The organism is Nocardioides candidus (assembly GCF_041321175.1).
GTDB lineage: Bacteria > Actinomycetota > Actinomycetes > Propionibacteriales > Nocardioidaceae > Nocardioides.
On sequence record NZ_JBGGWC010000003.1, the window covers coordinates 124,798 to 143,615 of the forward strand.

Consider the following 18,818-nt stretch of genomic DNA (forward strand, 5'->3'; position numbering starts at 1 on the left):
CCCGGGGCGAGCGCCCCGACCTTCGAGAAAGGTAGGGAGCCGTGGGGACCACCAAGAGATGAATGAAGATGCAGGTCGTTTGTCCTACTAAGCGCGGTGCGTCACGGCCGACCGGCCCCGCTTCCGATCAGGAGTCGGAGCCGCAGGTGAGGGTCAGGCCGGCGAGACCGACGACGAGGGCGCGGGTGCGCACCGCCGACGTCCACGAGGTCCCCGGCAGTGCAGCCGTGATGTCGACGTGCACCGTCGTGCCGAGCAGCGAGCCGAGCAGACCGCTGGTGACCTTGGTCTGCGCGGTGCCGGCGCTCGCGGTCACGGTGAGGGCGTTGCCCTCCCGGAGCGTCGCCGTGTAGGTCATCGTGGCCGGCGAGGTCTGCACCGGCCAGGTGATCGTCGCTGTGAAGCCGCTGAGCGAATTGCCCGTCACGGCGCAGGCGGTCGGATCGGGCCGCGCGACCGTCCGCGCGGTGAGCGTGCCGCTCGGCACCGCGCCGGTGTCGGAGTAGGCGGCCGTCGTACCGGTGGTCGCTCCGGCCACGACAGCCACGGCGAGGGGCGCTGCCACGAGGGCCGTGGCGCGTCTCCTGCCGCCGCGGGGCCGGTCGCGCCGGAGGATCACGACAAGCATCGCGAACACGAAGCCGCCGAGCAGGAACAGCCCGAGCGGGCTGCCGATGAACGCGACGGCGTAGCCGGCGTAGGGCATCGACCAGAACACCCGGTCGGCACGGGTCACCTCGTAGACCTCGTCGTCGGGCGTCGGGTTGGTGTCGCCCTGGAGCGTCAGCCGGCGCGTCGCGCCCGAGCCGGCGACACCGACGACACGGTGGGTCACGCGGGTGCCGTCATGGGCGACGACGCTCACGACGTCGCCCACCCCGAGGTCGCCGGCCGGCACGGGACGCGCGAGGCCGAAGGCCCCGGCGGGGATGTCGGGGCTCATCGAACCGGACCGGAAGAGGAGCGGTCGCACGCCGAGCACCTGACCGGCGAGCGCGACGACCAGGCAGAGCGACCCGACGACCGCGCCGATCGTCAGGAGGACGCCCCGCACGCGGCTCACGAGGTCACCTGGGTGGCGGTCAGGTCGAACCGCAGCTGCCCCTGCTTGCCCTGGTTGGTGTTCGTCGCGCTCGACACCATCGAGACCAGCACGCAGAGCTGGGCGTCGGAGGCACCCTTGCCGATCCGACGCGCGGCCGTCATCACCGATGAGCTCGACGCGGTGACGGTCACCGCCGACGCGGTCAGTGCCGTGCCGCCGCAGGACTGCTGGATCGGGTAGGTCGTGTCGGTGGTGTTCGGTGCCCCGGCGTAGACCTGCACGGTGATCGGCGTCCCGACGAAGCCCCACGCCGGCGACGCACCTTGGGTGACGGTCGCGGTGTAGGTGAAGTCGGCCTGACCGACGTCGCGGACGAAGAGCGGGAACGCGTAGGCCTCGCTCGGCGTCAGGTTGGCCACCGTGATGTGGGTGGCGCTGTGGGCCGTACCGGGGCCCACCGCTCCCCAGGTCGTGTTGTCGTTGGACACCTGCAGGTCCATCGAGCCGGAGGCGATCTGTCCGCTCGGGACGACCGCGTCGTCGGTCCAGTACGCCGACGTGCTCGTCACGCCCAGCGCACCGAGGACACCGAGCGTGAGCACCGCGCGGGTGCGCCCCTTGCCGAACCAGCTGCGCAGCACGCTCCGACGGTCAGCAGAGTGCTTGCCCATCGCGTGCCTCCTCTCCTCGTCGTCGGGCCGCCGCCACGAGCGCGAGGCCAGCCCCCACGAGCGCGGCGCCGAGCCACACGAACCACGTCTGCACTCCGTTGCCGGTGCTCGGCAGGACCCCGGTGACGGCGCCATCGCCACCGGGGCCGCTACCGGGGCCGTCACCGCCGGGACCGTCCTGCGCCAGGAGCACCCGGAAGGTCAGCGGCAGCCGCCGTACCTCCGACTGGTTGGTCGACGCGGGGTTGAAGGCCACCCGCACCTCGACGCGGACCCGGGATCCCGCATCGAGGGCGTCCTGCACGACGATGCCGCCGGCCCGCCCGTTCTCGAGCTCGACCCAGGGCCCGCCGGCAGCCCGTGCCGCCAGGTCGACGTCGTCGTCCGGCAGCAGGTGGCCGGTGTCGCGGCTACGGACCTCCAGCGACATCCGCGCCCGGGTGGGACCCTGGTTGCGGACGTAGAAGCTGCGCACCTGACGGTCCCCCGGCACCCAGCGGAAGGCGGGGTCGAAGAGCGGCGTGCGCAGGTCGGCGTGCCAGTGCCGGCCGTCGCTGCTCACCCCGACCTCTTCGTCCGCGCACGCCGGGGCCGCGGTCGCCGCGAGGACGAGCGCGATCGCTCCTCCGAGCAGGACGCGGGACATCACGTCAGGCACTCCTCTTCGGTCCGGTCGTCGGTCCGGCCCTCGTGCCGGTCGTCACCCACTGCGGACCGGCGCCGTCGTCCGGCCGCCGCGCCGGCGAACATCCAGGCCGCGTAGGCCACCAGCCCGCCCGAGAGCAGCAGCACGCCCTTCTGGCGCTGCTGGCCGGTCACCAGGTTGTTGGCGTAGCCGAGGTACGGCAGCGCGTACCAGAGCCGGCCCTTGACCTGCACGGGCCGCACCGGCGCCGCATCGGGCACGTCGTTCGCATCACCCTGGGTGGTCAGCGAGACGTCACCGTCGAGGTCGGCGCCCACCTCGACCACCCGGTGGGTCACCACGGCGGGCTCCCCCGACCGCAGCTGGTAGGTGATGACATCGCCGGTGCGGACGTCCTCGACGGGCACCGGCTTCACCACCACCAGGGTCCCCGGCGGGTAGTGCGGGCGCATCGAACCCGTCATGACCGTGTACGGCGTCGCGCCCGTCAGGCGCGGCACGACCACCGCGGCGGCCAGGACGACCACCGCGGACAGCAGCACCAGCCAGACGAGCACCCGCCAGGCGAAGGCGACCACGACGGCCTGCCTCAGGCGGCCGCGATCACTTGTGCGTCTGGACGGCGACCAGGGTGATCTTGTCGAGCGTCGCCGTGTCGACCTGCGAGTCGTTGTCGGCCCCGGTCGTCGGGTCCGGCGAACTCACGGTGCCGTACGGGAAGTCGACCGTGATGTCGATCGTCACCGGGTAGGTGCCCGCGCCGGTGACCGAGCCACCGGCCGGGGCGGTCAGCGACGCGCCGACGGTCAGCTCGTCCTCGAGCCCCTTGAGCGACGTCAGCGACGCGTCCGAGATGCCGACCGTGGCGCCGATGTGGTCGCCCACCAGGACGAGGTCGCCGGTGCACTCCTTCACGATCTTGTCGCCCGGCACGATCGTGCTCACGGTGGTGATGCCCGTGGTCGAGCCGTCGCTGTAGGTCCAGCTGGTCGCGCACGAGACGTTCTGCAGCTCGATCGATCCCGAGGAGACCGTGCCCCCGTCGACATCGGCGTCGTCGGTCCAGTAGGCCAGCGTGCCGGCACCACCGAGCAGCAGGAAAGCAGCGGCGCCAGCAGCAAGGGCGCCCTTCGTCGACTTCTTCATGATTCCCCCCAGAATCCATGCAGCCCGTCCGCCGGGCTGATCCAGAAATGGACCGAGGGGCGGATCCCCCCGAATCCGAGAGGGACGATACGGCCTGCGGTCCGGTTTCGAGGCATTTCCCGAGATTTCTGTCTAGCCCACCGGGACCATGTCCCGGGTGGGAGCGCGGCTAGACTCCCCGGACCGATCGGGAGGGGCGGGCATGGGGTGGACGGCGGCGCGCCGCGGCGCGTGTACGGCGGCCGCACTGCTGCTGGCTCTCCCCGCGTCCGCGTGCGGGGCCGGTGGCGACGACGCCGGGCCGCGGCGGCTCACCGCCTCGACCACGTCGGCCGCGACGCCCACGTCCGAGGGGTCGGCGCCGGCCGAGATCGATCGCAGCGACAATCCTGCGTCGGCGTACACGGCCTGGGTCGGCGCGCTCGCCCGCCACGACGCGGCGGCCGCCTGCGACCTCCAGTCGCCCGACTTCACCATCCAGCTGCGCTACGACGCGATCCTCGTCGACCGGGCCGAGCTGGGCGACCCGTGCGTCGGCTTCGAAGCGATCGTGTGGGAGGCCGCCGACTTCGACGCGACCGTCGAGGACGTCGCGGTCACCCAGCAGACCGGCGAGGACGCCCTGCTCGAGGTGCACCTGGCGACGCGGTCGCTGACCGTGCGGATGGTCTACCACCGGGCGCACTGGCGGGTGTTCTCGACGACGGACCGCACCGACGGCGGCTCCACCGACGGGGCCACGACGGGTCCCGCACGCTGGGTCGCCGCGTGGTGCGGCCTCTCCCTCGAGCAGACCCGCGACGAGATCGTCGACGCGATGGGAGAGCCGTCCGGCGAGTACACCGTCTCCGACGGCGGCGATCCCCAGCTGTGGTGGGCGCAGGACCAGTACGACTTCCGCGTCTACCTCGACACGGACGGGACGGTCTTCCAGCTCGTCGCCGACTACGACGCGCTGGGCACCGCGGACCGCGCTGAGCTGACCTGCCCCGAGCTCAGGAGCTGAGGGCTACCAGCCGCGCTCGGCGAGGCGGTGGGGCTGCGGGATGTCCTCGACGTTGATGCCGACCATGGCCTCGCCCAGGCCGCGGGAGACCTTGGCAACCACGTCGGGGTCGTCGTAGAAGGTGGTGGCCTTCACGATGGCCTCCGCGCGCTGGGCGGGGTTGCCGGACTTGAAGATGCCCGAGCCCACGAACACGCCCTCGGCACCGAGCTGCATCATCATCGCCGCATCGGCAGGGGTGGCGATGCCACCGGCGGTGAACAGCACCACCGGCAGCTTGCCGGCCCGGGCGACCTCCACGACCAGGTCGTAGGGGGCCTGCAGCTCCTTGGCAGCGACGTAGAGCTCGTCGTCGCCCAGCGAGGCCAGGCGGCGGATCTCCCCGCGGATGGTGCGCATGTGGGTCACCGCGTTGGACACGTCACCGGTGCCGGCCTCGCCCTTGGAGCGGATCATCGCCGCACCCTCGGTGATCCGGCGCAGCGCCTCGCCCAGGTTGGTCGCACCACACACGAACGGCACGGTGAAGGCCCACTTGTCGATGTGGTGGGCGTAGTCGGCCGGGGTCAGGACCTCGGACTCGTCGATGTAGTCCACACCCAGGGACTGCAGCACCTGGGCCTCGGCGAAGTGACCGATGCGGGCCTTGGCCATCACCGGGATCGAGACGGCCTCGATGATCCCGTCGATCATGTCGGGGTCACTCATCCGCGAGACCCCGCCCTGGGCACGGATGTCGGCCGGGACACGCTCCAACGCCATCACCGCGACCGCGCCGGCATCCTCGGCGATCTTGGCCTGCTCGGCGGTGACCACATCCATGATCACCCCACCCTTGAGCATCTCCGCCATGCCCCGCTTGACCCTCGTCGTGCCCATCTCGTGCTGCTCGCTCATGGACACGATCCTAGGCGCCGTCGGGCTTCTCCACCGCATCGGGATCGGCCCCCGAGGGGGCGTCGAGCGCGACCGCCTGCAGGTAGACCTTCCGCACCCGGAAGACCACCGTGTAGGCGCTCGCCGCGGCCAGTGCCCAGAGCGTCACGTACATCAGGATCGGGAGGTCGAGCAGGTCGCTGAGACCCGTCATCACGAGGATCGACACGAGCCGGTCGGCACGCTCGGCGAGGCCGCCCCTGGCGTCCATCCCGAGCGACTCGGCGCGGGCACGCGCGTAGGAGGTCACCGAGCCCATGACCAGGCACCACAGGCTCACGCACAGGTAGAGGTAGCCGTGGTCGCCGTCGTAGTGGTCACCGGCGAAGTAGAGCGCAAGGCCGCCGAAGATCGCACCGTCACCGATCCGGTCGAGGGTCGAGTCCCAGAACGCACCGAAGCGCGAGGAGCGACCGAGCGTGCGCGCCATCTTGCCGTCGATGAGGTCGCTGAAGACGAACGCGGTGATGAACAGGACGCCCCACAGCAGCTCGCCGCGCGGGAAGAAGGCCAGCGCGCCGGCGCAGACGCCCAGCGTCCCGACGAACGTCACCGTGTCCGGGCTGATGCCGAGCTTGATGAAGAGCTTGACGAAGGGCATCAGCACGACGCCCTGCCAGAAGTCCTTGAAACGGTCCAGCACGACGCGAACGGTAGCCAATCTCCGCCCGACCCTTGACATCGAGCCGCGTCGGGCAGATTCTCCTAACTGTGTTAGGAACTCCTATTCGTGATCGGAAAGCCGAACGTCGCGCGGCCGTGCGACGCGAGATCCTCGACGCCGCCTGGGCGATCGCGCGCGAGTCCGGCCTGACCCAGGTCACGCTGCGCGACGTCGCGACCCGTGTCGGCATGCAGGCTCCGTCGCTCTACACCCACTTCGACTCGAAGATGGCGATCTACGACGCCATGTTCGAGGAGGCGTGGGCCCACTACGAGTCGACGCTGCACGACCTCGAGGCCTCCGTCGACACCCACCCGCGAACGGCGATCCACGAGATCTCGGCGCACTTCTACGACTACGCGATCGCCGACCAGCCCCGCTACCAGCTCATGAACGAGCGCGTCGTGCCCGGCTTCGAACCGAGCGTCGGGGCCTACGCCCCGTCGCAGCGGGTGCTCGCGCGCGGACAGCGCAACGTGAAGGCCCTGGGTGCGGTCTCCGACGATGACTTCCTCATCTGGATCGCCCTCCTGGGCGGACTCATCAGCCAGCACTTCGCCAACGATCCCGGCGGCACCCGCGTGACAGCGGTCCTCGGCCGGGCCATCGACATGTGGGCCGACGCCGTCGGCCTTCCTCCCCTCCCTCAATGAGACCGACCAGCACGACCGGAGCACACGATGTCCACCACTGACCCGCAGTCCGACCCGCAGTCGAGGCCCCAGTCCACCGACGGGCTCTTCCGACCCCAGCTCCCCCACAGGGTGGCGATGCGGCTCGCCGCCCACGAGTACGGCCGGATGGCCGACACCCTGGCCGCACTCGGCCCCGACGACTGGAGCCGGCCGACCGCCTGCACCGCCTGGGACGTGCGTCAGCTCGGGTGCCACATGGTCGGCATGGCCGCGATGGCGGCGTCCCCGTGGGAGATGAAGCGCCAGCAGACCGAGGCGGCCGCCACACTCACCGAGGGGATGGAGCCGGTCGACGCGCTGACCGCCCTCCAGGTCAGGGAGCGCGCCGGCTGGACGCCGCAGGACGTGGTCGACGGCGCCCGGAAGGTCGGACCGCGCGCGGCGCGCGGGCGGCGCTTCACCCCCGGCCTGATCCGGCGCCGGCCCTTCCCGCACGAGCAGGTCGTCAACCAGACACCCGAGCGGTGGGTCATCGGGTTCCTCAGCGACGTCATCCTCACCCGTGATCCCTGGATGCACCGGATGGACATCGCCGCGGCGACCAGGACGGACCCGGTCCTCACCGCCGACCACGACGGTGTGCTCGTCGCCGACGTGGTGGCGGAGTGGGCGCGGCGCCACGGTGCGCCGTACGAGCTCCGGCTGACCGGCCCTGCCGGCGGCCACTGGTCCTACGGCACCGGCGGCGAGCGCATCGAGATGGACGCCGTCGAATTCTGCCGCGCTCTGTCCGGACGCGCCGACGCCCCCGGCCTGCTGTCCGTCCAGGTGCCGTTCTGACGCGGTGCGGCTAGGAGCCCCAGGCGTCGATGAGCAGGTCGCGGGTCTGGTCGAGCAGCTGCGGCAGGGTCTTGGTGCCGTTCATGACGGTGATGAAGCCCGCGTCGCCGGTCCATCGCGGCACGACGTGCTGGTGGAAGTGCCCCGACAACGACCCTCCGGCGGCCGGGCCGAGGTTGATCCCGACGTTGAACGCGTGCGGCGTGGACACGGCACGGATCGCGGTCAGCGCCTGCTTGGTCAGGGCGGCGATCTCGGCGGTCTCGGTGTCGTCGAGCTCGGTGTAGTCCGCCACGTGGCGGTAGGGCAGCACCATCAGGTGGCCAGGGTTGTAGGGGTACAGGTTGAGCACGGCGTACGACGTCTCCCCCCGTCGTACGACCATCCGGTCGTCGTGCGACGTGGCCGGGTCGCGGCGGATCCGGCAGAAGGGACAGGCGGGGAGGTCGGGGTCGTTGAGCCCCTCGTCGCCTGCGGTCCGGACGTACGCCATCCGGTGGGGCGTCCAGAGGCGCTCCAGTCCGTCGGGATCGCGCATCAGTCGGCTTGCTCCATGACGGAGAGCAGCTCGATGAGCGGCACGTCGGGGACGTCGATGCCGCGCGATGCCGCCATGCCGTTGATCTGCAGCCAGATCGACTGGGCCAGCATGCTCACGAGGTGCTCGGCGGCGGGCGCGACGTCGAGGCCCGACCAGCGACGGACGCTCGAGAAGACCTGGCCGATCAGGCCGAAGACCCACGGGTCCAGGCCCGCGCGGTCGTCGGCGCTGAGCTCCACGCCGTAGTACTGGACGACCGAGTTCATGATCGTCTCGATCTGCTCGCCGACCTGTTCGATCGACTCCGCGAGCGGGTGCGGGCCGGGACCGGGGAGCTCGAGCTCGATGAACCAGAACAGCGTCGGGTGCGCGGTCGCCCACCTCACGAACGCGTCGACGATCCTTCGGATGATCACGACCGGCTCGCCGTCGTAGGACAGAGCAGGCAGCAGCACCGCGCCGAGGTCCTTGCAGATCCGCTTCTGGACGGCCAGGTCGAGATCGACCCGGTCGTGGAAGTGGCGGTAGAGCACGGTGCGGGCCAGTCCGGCCTCCTCCGCGATCAGCTGCACCTGCACGTCGTCACCGGGCGCGGCACGCTCGAGAACGCGCACGGCAGCATCGATGATCACCCGGCGCCGCGCCTGGTTGTGCGCCAACCAACGCAGCCTTCGACCGTCACCGCTCTCCCCGGTGTCGTTCCGCTCGTCCGCCATGCGTTCCGCTCTTGTCGGGCCGTCCCCACCCCAAGGGTAACGGGGTGTCGCGGTCAGTACTGGTGGAACCAGCGACCGAGGTCGGCTGCGATGTCAGGACAGGTGACGTTGAGGTCGCGACTGCCGGCCACCCACTGGCCGAGCACCGCCGTGCCGCCCTGGATCGACCAGTCGTCGCCACAGCGGTGCAGCGCCTCGTCGCGGGAGGTCTGGCCGGCCGCGCGCCACTCGGGGACCCCGAGCGTGTAGTCGCCGACCACGCTCTGCCAGAGGTAGGGCGTCGAGTAGATCCCGATCGAGAAGCCGGCGTCGGTGTAGGCGCGCGCGGCCCCCTCGACGATGGCGGCGTTGGCAGCCGGGTCGCCGCTCCACTCGAAGTCCGGCACCGGCTCCACGTCGATCCAGATGATCGGCGTCTGCAGGTCGGCAGCGATGAGCGAGTCGAGGTTGAAGCGGGCCTCCTGGTAGCCGACGTTGCGCAGCTTGCCCTTGAGCCCGCTGCCGTCGAACGGGCCGTCCCAGGCGTACTGGTCGAGCGTCGCGGCGTCCGGATAGCTCACCACGGAGTACGCCGACGCCATCAGGCCGCGGTCCTCGACCCACGCCACCTGGTCGTCGAGGCAGGGGTTGGGCGTGAAGCCGGGCCCGTTCGTCAGGCCGACGAGCACGAACTCGGCGTCGTCGGTCGGCATCGGCAGGCCCTTGGTCCGGCGCTCCGGGATGCCCAGGCCCTCGGGGCACTGCGGCCAGCTGATGTCGGCCCCGTCCACCGGCTCGTCGCGCGGCGGGATGGTGCCGGCCTCCTGGTTGGCGAGCTTCTCCGCCATCTCTGCGAGACCGCTCGCCTCGGAGCCGGGGTCGCCGGCGTCGCCCTCGGTGCCGCCGTCGGAGTCGTCGTGCTTGTCGGGCTTGCCCGGGTCGGCCCCCTTGGTCTGCCCCGACGACGGCGCAGCCTTCGGATCCCCGTCGTCCTGGGCGCTGCAGGCGGTGAGGCTCAGCAGGACGACGAGCGCGGACACCGATGCCACGCGGCGCACGGCGCTGCCCGTCAGACCTGCTCTCGGGAGGCGATCGCCGCTGCGACCCGCTCGATGGCCTCGGCGACCGGCACGCCGTTGTCCTGCCGGCCGTCGCGGTAGCGGAAGGACACCGCGCCCTTCTCGACGTCCTCGGCGCCCGCGATCAGCATGAACGGCACCTTCTGCAGCTGCGCGTTGCGGATCTTCTTCTGCATGCGGTCGTCCGAGTCGTCGACCTCGACGCGGATGCCGCGTGCGCGCATCTGCCGGGCGACGTCGTGGAGGTGGTCGCTGAACGTGTCGGCGACCGGGATCGCCTCGACCTGGACCGGCGCCAGCCACGGGGGGAAGGCACCGGCGTAGTGCTCCACCAGGACGCCGAAGAACCGCTCGAGCGAGCCGAACTTCGCCGAGTGGATCATCACCGGCTGCTGCTTGGAGCCGTCGGGTGCGACGTACTCGAGGCCGAAGCCCTTGGGTTGGTTGAAGTCGTACTGGATGGTCGACATCTGCCAGGTGCGACCGATCGCGTCGCGCGCCTGGACCGAGATCTTCGGCCCGTAGAACGCAGCACCGCCGGGGTCGGCGACGAGGTCGAGCCCGGACTCGACCGCGACGTCCTCCAGGACCTGGGTCGCGACGGCCCAGTCCTCGTCGGACCCGACGAACTTGTCGGGTTTGGAGTCGTCGCGGGTCGACAGCTCCAGGTAGAAGTCGTCGATCCCGAAGTCGCGCAGCAGGCCGAGCACGAAGTCGAGCAGGTGCTTGATCTCTCCCGGCGCCTGCTCCGGGGTGACGTAGGAGTGCGAGTCGTCCTGGGTCATGCCGCGCACGCGGGTCAGACCGTGCACCACGCCGGACTTCTCGTAGCGATAGACCGACCCGAACTCGAAGAGCCGCAGCGGCAGCTCACGGTAGGACCGCCCGCGCGACCGGTAGATGAGGTTGTGCATCGGGCAGTTCATCGGCTTGATCATGTAGTTCGAGCCCTCGAACTCCATGGGCGGGAACATGGTGTCCGCGTAGTACGGGAGGTGCCCCGAGGTGTAGAAGAGCTGGTCCTTGGTGATGTGAGGGGTGCCGACGTACTGGAAGCCCTCCTCGATGTGCCGCCGGCGGACGTAGTCCTCCATCTCGCGCTTGATCACGCCGCCCTTGGGGTGGAAGACCGCGAGGCCGGAGCCGATCTCGTCGGGGAAGCTGAAGAGGTCGAGCTCGCGACCGAGCTTGCGGTGGTCGCGCTTCTCGGCCTCCTCGAGCCGGTGGAGGTAGTCCTCGAGCGCCTCCTTGGTCTCCCAGGCGGTGCCGTAGACGCGCTGCAGCTGCTTGTTCTTCTCGTCGCCGCGCCAGTACGCCGCCGCGGAACGCATCAGCTTGAAGGCCGGGATCCGCTTCGTGGTGGGCAGGTGGGGGCCGCGACAGAGGTCCTTCCAGGCGACCTCGCCGTTGCGGTCGATGTTGTCGTAGATGGTGAGCTCACCGGCGCCGACCTCGGCGGACGCCCCCTCGGCGGCGTCGTCGGCGTTGCCGCTCCCCTTGAGCCCGATCAGCTCGAGCTTGTAGGGCTCGTCGGCCAGCTCGGCGCGCGCTGCGTCGTCGTCGGTCACCCGGCGCGCGAAGCGCTGGTTGTCCTTAATGATCTTGCGCATCCGGGTCTCGAGCTTGGCGAGGTCGTCCGGGGTGAACGGGGTCTCGACGTCGAAGTCGTAGTAGAAGCCGTCCTTGATCGGCGGACCGATGCCGAGCTTCGCGTCGGGGAAGAGGTCCTGCACCGCCTGGGCGAGCACGTGGGCGGTCGAGTGGCGCAGGATGTCGTGGCCGTCGGGGCTGTCGATCGCGACGCCCTCGACCTCGTCGCCGTCGACGAGCTCGTAGGAGAGGTCCTTCAGTGCGTCGCCCACGCGGGCGGCGACCACGTCGGGGGTGTCCTTGAAGAGCTCCCAGGCCTTGGTGCCCGTCGTCACGGTCAGGTCCTGACGCGCGTCGGCGGACAGTACGGCGACCTTGAGCTCAGACATGGACCGATCGTATCGACCGCTCCCCCGCCCTCGCGCGTCAGTTCTCGCCGCCGCGGAGTCCGCGAGCGACGACGGCGCCGGCGGGCCTCCTCAGAGGTGGTCCATCCGGACCTTGCCGATCTTGCCGATCGGCGACTGGCAGGCCGCGCCCCAGGTCGCGGTGACCCCGCCGGCGCAGCCGCGCCAGCCGGTCTCGAACCCGCGGGCGTGACCGTTGAGCCGCAGGCCGAAGTCCTCGCCGAAGATCGGGATCCGGAAGAAGCCGTTGGCGTCGGTCGTGTCCGTCCCGACGACGGTCGCGAGCGCACCCACCTCGCGGGTCGTCACGATGATCCCGCGGAGCTCGGCGCCGTTGGCCGCGTTGACGGCCTTGCCGCTGATGAACGAGGGGTCGTCGAGGACGCGGCCGAGGTCGGTGCTCGGCGCCACGGACGTGCCGCCCGACGCGTCGAACTCGACCCAGCTGTCGACGCCCGGGTCCGCCTCGTCCCGCACGAAACCTCCCTGGACCTTGGCGTTGCGGACGACCTCGACCCAGTACGGCGCGTCGGCAACGCCGGGCGTGACCGCGAAGTGGCCCGTGCTGTCGGTGCTCGCGGTGTCGACCACGGTGCCCGTGGGCGCACCTTGGTGCAGCTTGACCACCGTGTTGGCCACCGCAGTGCCGGTGGTCGCGTCCACCAGCTGACCCTTGATGTCGGGGTTGGTCAGCGCATCGGCGGGGCCGACGGCGGCGGAGACGGGCAGGAGGGCCGCGACAGCGGCGAGGGCTATCCCTGAGATGGTGCGACGCATGGCGAGGACGCTACCCGTCGATCGCGGTCCCGTTGTGGCGAACGCGGCCGACCGCGATCACGCCGGTGGGGCCGGTGCTCATGACGCCCACCTTGGTCGCGACCGTGCGCACCCCGTAGTCGCCGGTGGCGTAGAGCCCCTGTCCGTCGGCGCCGACCCCCTCCGCCCACAGGCCACCGCCCCGGCCGGTGAACCAGCCGCCGAAGCCGCTCCCCGAGCTCGCCACCCCGCGGAAGGCGCCCGCCTGGGCGGCGCTCGTGCTGACTGCTCGGACGACGCCCCCACCCGTGGGCACGCCCTTGACGTCGAGTGGCGCGAGCGGGTCGTTGACGCCGATGCCGACCTTGCCGTTGGGCTGGACGCGCATGCGCTCGGCGGGGTTCCCGCCGGCGGGCGCGGCGGCGCCGACCGCGGCAGCGGCGCCCGCGCCCGGCACGGCCAGCAGGAACCTGCGGGGGAAGCGGCGCTCGGCCTCGACGGACGACTGGTCGGCGAGATGGTCCACGGGAGCTCCTCGGTCGGGGGCTCCGAGGATGCTACGAACTCCGACCCCGGGGTACAGGCTTTGGCCGGAGACGCACGGGGGTCGCAGGGAACGGTGGGCGATACTGGGTTCGAACCAGTGACCTCTTCGGTGTGAACGAAGCGCGCTACCACTGCGCCAATCGCCCGCTGTGATGCGGTCGCTGACTTTAACGCATGACCGCGCGCCGGCTGGAATCAGGGCTGCCGGTCAGCGGCCGAGGAGCTCCGGCTCGCGCTCGGCCCACGCCTGCATCGCGGCCCTCGTCACCGGCCCGGGCGCCTCGAGCTCGCGGTCGTCCCAGCGGCTCACGCCCTGGACGTCGCGGGTGGTCGAGACGAGGAAGACCTCATCGGCTCCCGCCGCGACGTGGATGGGCTCGTCGACCTCCACCCCGCCGAACCACTCCAGCAGGAGACGCCGGGTGACGCCGGCGAGGCAGCCGCTCGCCAGGCTCGGCGTCCGCACCTCGCCGTCGACGACGTAGAAGACATTGGTGCCGGTGCCTTCACAGAGGTGGCCCTGCAGATTGGCGAACACCGCCTCGGTGGCGCCCTTCTCCTGGGCGGCGGCGAGGGCGACCACGTTCTCGGCGTACGACGTCGTCTTGAGCCCCGCGAGCGCGGCCCGCTCGTTGCGCGGCCACGGCACGGTGACCACCGTCGTCGTCGGCTGTGCCGGGTCCATCGGCGAAGCCGCCACGATCACGGTCGGCGCGCCCTTGCCCCTCCCCGACCCCATCGGCGCCGGGCCCGCGGTGACGGTGATGCGCAACCGTCCGAGCGCGAGGGGCTCGCCCTCGAGCACGGCGGCGACCCCCCGTCGTACGGCGTCGACGTCGACTCCCTCGAGGCCGAGACCGGCCGCGGACCGCTCCAGCCGCTCGAGATGGAGCGTCAGTGCGAAGGGCCGGCCGTCGACCACCTTGACGGCCTCGAAGACCGCGTCGCCCACCGTGAGACCGTGGTCGGTGACCGGCACGGCAGGGGCATTCGGGTCGTCGAGCAGGGCACCGTTGATCCAGACTCGCATGCGGATCACCCTACGGAATGGGGCTCTCCGGGCCGAGGACCGCGACCGACACGTCGAGAGCGCCCCCGGTTTTGGCCCTGTTCACCACATCGGCTACTGTTCTGCACGCGCTCAGCCGCACCGGTGAGAACTGGTTCGGAGGTAGTCGCAGGCGGACGTAGCTCAGTTGGTAGAGCGCAACCTTGCCAAGGTTGAGGTCGCGAGTTCGAGCCTCGTCGTCCGCTCGGAGAGGTCAGACCCAGACCTCCACGGTGGGTTGGCCGAGAGGCGAGGCAACGGACTGCAAATCCGTGTACACGGGTTCAAATCCCGTACCCACCTCCACAACTCCACACAGACTCGGGCGATTGGCGCAGCGGTAGCGCGCTTCCTTGACACGGAAGAGGTCACTGGTTCAAACCCAGTATCGCCCACCAGACTTCACGCAAGTCGGAGGCCGGTTTCCCTCGGGAGACCGGCCTCGTTCGTTTGCTCGGGTTCTCGCAGCAGCGCACCTCAAACTTCTTTTCGCCCAGCACCCATCCGGCACCGGGACCGTCTCCGAACAGCAGGCGATGGGGTGTGACGGGCCTGCCCTCGTGCTGGGGAGCCTGTACGGGGTCGGGAGAGCTCCCGGCACATGCCGTCATGGTCCTCGGACCGGCTCCGGCAGCTCTCGCCGGAGTCGGCACCGGAGACCCGGCACGACCCCGGCCCGCTGTGGCGGGCCGGGGTCGTCGTGCTCGGCTCGTCCGCGCCGTCGCCCGCGCTCCAGCACCCCGGCGCCGAGTCATGGCCACGGGCCGTATCCCTCGCAGCCCACGGTTCACGACCGAACACCGAGCGTAGGATGCTGCGAGTCAGCGCCTCGGAGGGGAAGCCGATGGACCGGTCGCATCTTCGCGTCGCCAGCGCTTCGTGCGCTGCATTGCTCGCCTGGGCGACGCTGGTGGCCTGCGCACCCGGCGACGACGAGGCCGAGGAAGGCACCAGCTTCACCGACTGCGGGGCCGAGATCGACTTCCGGGGCGTGACCTACGCGAGCCGGGAGCCGGGCGGCGCGCAGCTCGACGGCCTGCCTCGGCATCCGGCCCGCGGCCGCCTGCTCGGCCGGGCCGACTACTGCTCACCCGATCCGGGCGAGCAGCAGGACGTCCGGCGCGTCTTCGCGATCAAGGACCTGCCGACCGGGCGCGGTGTGTTCGTCCAGGGGTTCGGTCCGATGGTGCCGGCTCCGAGCCAGAAGTAGCTGCGAGCTAGTGCACGGCCTGGACGATGACGTCGTTGGAGCCGACGACCTCACCCGTCGATGTCACGACCTCGACCGACCCGAGCAGGACCCGCCCCGACGGCGGTGACGCGGTGGCCGTCACCGTGCCCGGGACCGACCACGACGTGCCGGACCGACGGGTCGCGTCGGTGTCGGTCACCGCGAGCGTGCCGTAGGCCGGGTTGGCCACCACGTCGGCGTAGGCGTAGGTCATGGATCCACCTGGCACGGCGACCCCGTCGACGAGCACCACCCATGTCCCGACGGCGGGGTGGTGGATCACGACCGACTCGTCCGCGCCACTGGTCGCACTCTGGCCGGCGAGCACACAGGTGCCGGTCACGCAGGAGTAGACGAACAGGTCGAGGTCCGCGCTCGGGTCGCTCGGGTCGCTCGGGTCGCCGACCGTGGCGCGCAGCTCGGTGCTGCCGGCGGTGACAGGAACCGTGAACTGGGACTGCTGCCCGTCGGAGATCGTCGGGACGGACACGCGCGCACTGCCGAGCGCGCCCCCGATGGCCCTGCCGACGAACGCCCCCTTCGCGTTCGTCACCGTGTAGGACCGGCTGGCCGGCGTACCGACGGAGACGCTGGAGATGACGTCCGGGTCCGGCGCGACCGTCACGCCGAGCGCCGAGACGGTCAGCCAGAACGGCGTCGACCTCTGGTCGGAGGACCGCCGCGCCTCGACCACGACCTCCCAGACCCCGGGGGTCGGATCGGTGATGTTCCGGTTGGTCGGGCCTCCGCTCGCGCACCCGGCGACCGCCGGGAAGAAGCAGCTGCCGTCGCCGTTGGCGTCGACGCCCGTGCCGTAGGGGTGGAACCGCAGGAAGCGCAGCTGTCCGCCGAGACGCGCGCCCGACGGACCGGTCAGCCGGAAGGACAGTGCCGTCGTACCGGCTGCCACGCGGAAGAAGTAGCTCTGCGTCTGACCGCGGTCGACGGTCCCTTCGACCCGCCTGGTCGAGGAGGCCCCACCGAGCTCGTACGGCGCCACGACGGTGTTGAGGGTCTGGAGCTCCACCCCGGGCGACTCCGGGTCGTCGAGGTTGAGGATCGCGGAGTGCACGCCGGCGGATCCGACGCGCACCCGGACGTTGATCTGGACCGCGCGGTTCTTCGGCAGCCGGACGGAGTCTACGTAGGCGCTGAACGTCCCGTCGTTGCCGGTCCACGACAGCTGTGCGGTGATCGCGGTGGCGGGCCCCGTCGTGCGAGTGACCGTGTAGGTCCGCGTGTAGCGGTCACCGACGGCGACGCCCTCACGGTCGTAGATCCCGGTCCCGATCCCCGGCGTCTTGAGGAAGCCGGACAGGACCGTGTGGGTCTCGACGCTTGCGTCGACCTCCTCCGCTCGCGGCTGCGCCTTCAGCACCTGCCAGGCGGCATTGGTCCGCAGGAGACCGGTCCCCTGCCGGTAGGCGCCGTAGCCGGTGAGGAACCGCGCACCGGAGCGGAGGGCCGTCCGGAGAGCGGCGGGACTCCACGGCACGGAGCTCGCGTCGGCAGCGCTCACCAGCACCGCGGACGCACCGGCCACCTGCGCGGCAGCGACCGCGGTGCCGTCGAGCATCCCGAGGCCGGGCGGGAGGGAGTAGGTGCCGGGTTCGGGGAGACCGGACTCCCACGTCGGGGTGGGAGCGACGGCGCTGCCGGGGGCCACCAGGTCCGGCTTGAACCCGCCGTCCTCGCGCGGGCCGGAGGACGACGTCGCGTCGAGGTTGTCGACGCGGCCGACGACGGTGCCGTAGTTCGAGAGTCGGGTCGCCTTGGAGACGTACGACCCCACGGCCAGCGTCGTGGCGGCGACGGAGGGGTCGTCGACGGTGTTGAGCCCGGCCCCGTCGTCGCCCGCCGGCACCACGATCTGGACGCCGTAGGTGTCGGTGAGCGCGTCGTAGAGCTCGGCACGTGCGTTGTTGGCGTCGTTGAGGGCCGTCGTCTGAGCCACCGACAGGTCGATGACGTCGACGTCGGCGTCGCGTGCGGCGTAGATCATGCCCTCGATCAGCGCATGGTTGGTGCAGCCGGCGACGAACAGGCAGGCACGCACCGACACGAGCTGCGCGCCCGGCGCGGCACCGTCGGCGACGCCGCCGAAGACGTCGTTGCCTGCAGCCACGCCGGCGACGTGGGTGCCCTGCGCACCGGAGACGAGGCCGATGTTCACGGACTCGGCGGCCGCGGCGGTCTGGACGACGAACGGCACCGCTTCCCGCACCGGCGTCTCCGGGTCGTCCGTGCCGAACCACTCGACGTCGTGGTTCGTGACGTAGTCCGTCATCGCGGGACCGTCGGCGAAGGAGTGCTCCTGGTCGGTGTCGACGTACACGTCGTCGGTCGCCTGGTCCCACAGCACGCCGAAGAGCCCGCTGGACCCTGCGGGATTGCCGTCGCGGTCGACGTCGTTGCCGAGCTCGCCGCCGAGGCGCGCGTCGCGCTCGTTGAAGACCCCGAAGCGGTAGGTGCCGGCCGCGGGCGCCGTCCACGTCGAGCCGCCGGCGGTGAAGGTGGGGTCCGCGTCGACCGACGTCGTCATCTGGATCCACGTCGGGTCGTCGTCGCTGTTGGTCGACCCGGTGAACGAGGGGTCGGTCGCGGTGACCCAGTCGACGATCTTGGGCTGCCCCGTCGACGTCGTCCGGAGCGCTGGGTTGCCCAGGTCCACGCCGGTGTCGACGACCGCGATCCGGGTCCCGCGACCGTCCCACTTCGGGTGGGTGGTGGTGAACTGTGAGGTGAGGGCGTCCTGCGTGGGCAGGTACGGGTTGTTGCGCGCGGTGCCGGCGCCCGGCGGCGACTGGGGCAGCGGGTCCAGCGCACTGCGGCCAGCGACCCGCCCCTCGACCGGCAGCACCTCGTCGACGTCGACGGCGCTGACGTCGCCCAGCGCCGCCACTGCGCCGGCCTTCGCGACCGGGACCCGCACCCGGAGGTAGTCCACAGCATCGGTTCGGTACATCACCGTGCCGCCGAGCTCGTCGATGCTGGCGGACACCTGGTCGCCGCGCCCGGGATCGGTGACCACGAGCAGCTGGACGGTGTCGTCGCCGTCGGCGAGCGCCTGCGCGATGAGGGCGTTGTCGTGCTTCCCCAGCACGTCGCCGGGCCCCTGTCCTGGCGGTGCGACCGGATGCGGTTCGGCGGAGGGTGCGCCGCTCGCGCTGAGCGGCGCGATCAGCACCGCGAGACCGACGAGGGTCGCCATGACACCACGGAGAGAGATGAGCACCGGAACTCCCAAGATCGCCGCAACTCGATGCCCCCAGACGGCCGAGTCTGGCACCGGTGGTCCCGGGGTGCCGGGGATTCCTGACAATTCGCGAGGCATCG

Annotated in this window: 19 protein-coding genes and 4 tRNA genes; 7 read left to right on the plus strand and 16 right to left on the minus strand. The window is 71.1% G+C overall.

The genetic code is table 11. The annotated features are described in order from the left end of the window. Positions 1-127: 127 nt before the first annotated feature. Genes ACAX67_RS14900 through ACAX67_RS14920 form a run of 5 tightly spaced genes read right to left on the minus strand, consistent with a single transcriptional unit; the run spans position 128 to position 3,508 of the window. Positions 128-1,063, minus strand: a complete 936-nt coding sequence (locus tag ACAX67_RS14900) for a signal peptidase I (protein ID WP_370704658.1) — start codon at positions 1,061-1,063, stop codon at positions 128-130. Beyond that, positions 1,060-1,716 (minus strand): SipW-dependent-type signal peptide-containing protein, encoded by a 657-nt coding sequence (locus ACAX67_RS14905; protein WP_370704659.1) that lies wholly within the window; start codon positions 1,714-1,716, stop codon positions 1,060-1,062. Before ACAX67_RS14905 ends, ACAX67_RS14900 begins: the two co-directional genes overlap by 4 nt. Then, complete coding sequence (locus tag ACAX67_RS14910) at positions 1,697-2,362, minus strand: LPXTG cell wall anchor domain-containing protein (protein WP_370705090.1); 666 nt, start codon at positions 2,360-2,362, stop codon at positions 1,697-1,699. The genes ACAX67_RS14905 and ACAX67_RS14910 overlap by 20 nt, the downstream gene beginning before the upstream one ends. Continuing rightward, entirely contained in the window at positions 2,362-2,940 is a 579-nt protein-coding gene (locus tag ACAX67_RS14915; RefSeq protein ID WP_370704660.1) for a signal peptidase I, read from the minus strand. Before ACAX67_RS14915 ends, ACAX67_RS14910 begins: the two co-directional genes overlap by 1 nt. Before the next feature lie 25 nt (positions 2,941-2,965). Continuing rightward, positions 2,966-3,508, minus strand: coding sequence for an alternate-type signal peptide domain-containing protein (locus tag ACAX67_RS14920; protein WP_370704661.1), 543 nt, complete (start codon positions 3,506-3,508; stop codon positions 2,966-2,968). Positions 3,509-3,710: 202 nt separating this feature from the next. Here ACAX67_RS14920 and ACAX67_RS14925 point away from each other — a divergent pair, with 202 nt between their 5' ends. Continuing rightward, the gene (locus tag ACAX67_RS14925) at positions 3,711-4,514 is read left to right on the plus strand and encodes a hypothetical protein (RefSeq protein WP_370704662.1); all 804 of its coding nucleotides are present in this window, start codon (positions 3,711-3,713) and stop codon (positions 4,512-4,514) included. A gap of 3 nt (positions 4,515-4,517) precedes the next feature. Here ACAX67_RS14925 and pdxS read toward each other — a convergent pair whose 3' ends face one another. Together pdxS and pgsA are read right to left on the minus strand one after the other, a co-directional pair. Next, complete coding sequence (pdxS, locus tag ACAX67_RS14930) at positions 4,518-5,411, minus strand: pyridoxal 5'-phosphate synthase lyase subunit PdxS (RefSeq protein WP_370704663.1); 894 nt, start codon at positions 5,409-5,411, stop codon at positions 4,518-4,520. A 10-nt stretch (positions 5,412-5,421) separates the two neighbouring features. Continuing rightward, positions 5,422-6,093, minus strand: coding sequence for a phosphatidylinositol phosphate synthase (gene pgsA / locus ACAX67_RS14935; protein WP_370704664.1), 672 nt, complete (start codon positions 6,091-6,093; stop codon positions 5,422-5,424). A 116-nt stretch (positions 6,094-6,209) separates the two neighbouring features. Between pgsA and ACAX67_RS14940 the strand changes: the two genes are divergently transcribed. Continuing rightward, positions 6,210-6,767 carry a TetR/AcrR family transcriptional regulator gene (locus ACAX67_RS14940; protein WP_370704665.1) on the plus strand — a complete coding sequence of 186 codons (558 nt, stop codon included), beginning with the start codon at positions 6,210-6,212 and terminating at the stop codon, positions 6,765-6,767. A 27-nt stretch (positions 6,768-6,794) separates the two neighbouring features. Then, entirely contained in the window at positions 6,795-7,589 is a 795-nt protein-coding gene (locus ACAX67_RS14945) for a maleylpyruvate isomerase family mycothiol-dependent enzyme (RefSeq protein ID WP_370704666.1), read from the plus strand. 10 nt (positions 7,590-7,599) lie between these two features. Here the strand turns inward: ACAX67_RS14945 and ACAX67_RS14950 are convergent, their stop codons facing one another. The 8 genes from ACAX67_RS14950 to ACAX67_RS14985 all read right to left on the minus strand — a co-directional run bounded on the left by ACAX67_RS14950 (position 7,600) and on the right by ACAX67_RS14985 (position 14,233). Next, positions 7,600-8,127, minus strand: a complete 528-nt coding sequence (locus ACAX67_RS14950) for an HIT family protein (protein WP_370704667.1) — start codon at positions 8,125-8,127, stop codon at positions 7,600-7,602. Then, positions 8,127-8,846 (minus strand): TetR/AcrR family transcriptional regulator, encoded by a 720-nt coding sequence (locus ACAX67_RS14955; protein WP_370704668.1) that lies wholly within the window; start codon positions 8,844-8,846, stop codon positions 8,127-8,129. Before ACAX67_RS14955 ends, ACAX67_RS14950 begins: the two co-directional genes overlap by 1 nt. Positions 8,847-8,899: 53 nt before the next feature. After that, entirely contained in the window at positions 8,900-9,883 is a 984-nt protein-coding gene (locus ACAX67_RS14960) for a glycoside hydrolase family 25 domain-containing protein (protein ID WP_370704669.1), read from the minus strand. Between the two features lie 11 nt (positions 9,884-9,894). Next, a complete protein-coding gene (gene thrS, locus ACAX67_RS14965) occupies positions 9,895-11,883 on the minus strand; it encodes a threonine--tRNA ligase (RefSeq protein WP_370704670.1) in 1,989 nt (662 codons plus the stop codon). A 90-nt stretch (positions 11,884-11,973) separates the two neighbouring features. Further along, a complete protein-coding gene (locus tag ACAX67_RS14970; RefSeq protein ID WP_370704671.1) occupies positions 11,974-12,678 on the minus strand; it encodes a hypothetical protein in 705 nt (234 codons plus the stop codon). 10 nt (positions 12,679-12,688) lie between these two features. Continuing rightward, the gene (locus tag ACAX67_RS14975; RefSeq protein ID WP_370704672.1) at positions 12,689-13,183 is read right to left on the minus strand and encodes a hypothetical protein; all 495 of its coding nucleotides are present in this window, start codon (positions 13,181-13,183) and stop codon (positions 12,689-12,691) included. A gap of 94 nt (positions 13,184-13,277) precedes the next feature. After that, a tRNA-Val gene (locus tag ACAX67_RS14980) sits at positions 13,278-13,349 on the minus strand. Positions 13,350-13,411: 62 nt separating this feature from the next. Next, positions 13,412-14,233 (minus strand): aminotransferase class IV, encoded by an 822-nt coding sequence (locus ACAX67_RS14985; protein WP_370704673.1) that lies wholly within the window; start codon positions 14,231-14,233, stop codon positions 13,412-13,414. Between the two features lie 151 nt (positions 14,234-14,384). On the opposite strand from ACAX67_RS14985, the gene ACAX67_RS14990 reads away from it, so the two are divergent. From ACAX67_RS14990 to ACAX67_RS15005, 4 genes are all read left to right on the plus strand, one after another. Next, positions 14,385-14,457 (plus strand) — tRNA-Gly (locus ACAX67_RS14990). A 26-nt stretch (positions 14,458-14,483) separates the two neighbouring features. Next, positions 14,484-14,557 (plus strand) — tRNA-Cys (locus ACAX67_RS14995). Positions 14,558-14,574: 17 nt separating this feature from the next. Continuing rightward, a tRNA-Val gene (locus ACAX67_RS15000) sits at positions 14,575-14,649 on the plus strand. Between the two features lie 446 nt (positions 14,650-15,095). Further along, a complete protein-coding gene (locus tag ACAX67_RS15005; protein ID WP_370704674.1) occupies positions 15,096-15,461 on the plus strand; it encodes a hypothetical protein in 366 nt (121 codons plus the stop codon). 7 nt (positions 15,462-15,468) lie between these two features. Here ACAX67_RS15005 and ACAX67_RS15010 read toward each other — a convergent pair whose 3' ends face one another. Beyond that, positions 15,469-18,693: a S8 family serine peptidase gene (locus ACAX67_RS15010; protein WP_370704675.1), complete on the minus strand. Its 3,225-nt coding sequence runs from the start codon at positions 18,691-18,693 to the stop codon at positions 15,469-15,471. Positions 18,694-18,818 lie beyond the last annotated feature (125 nt).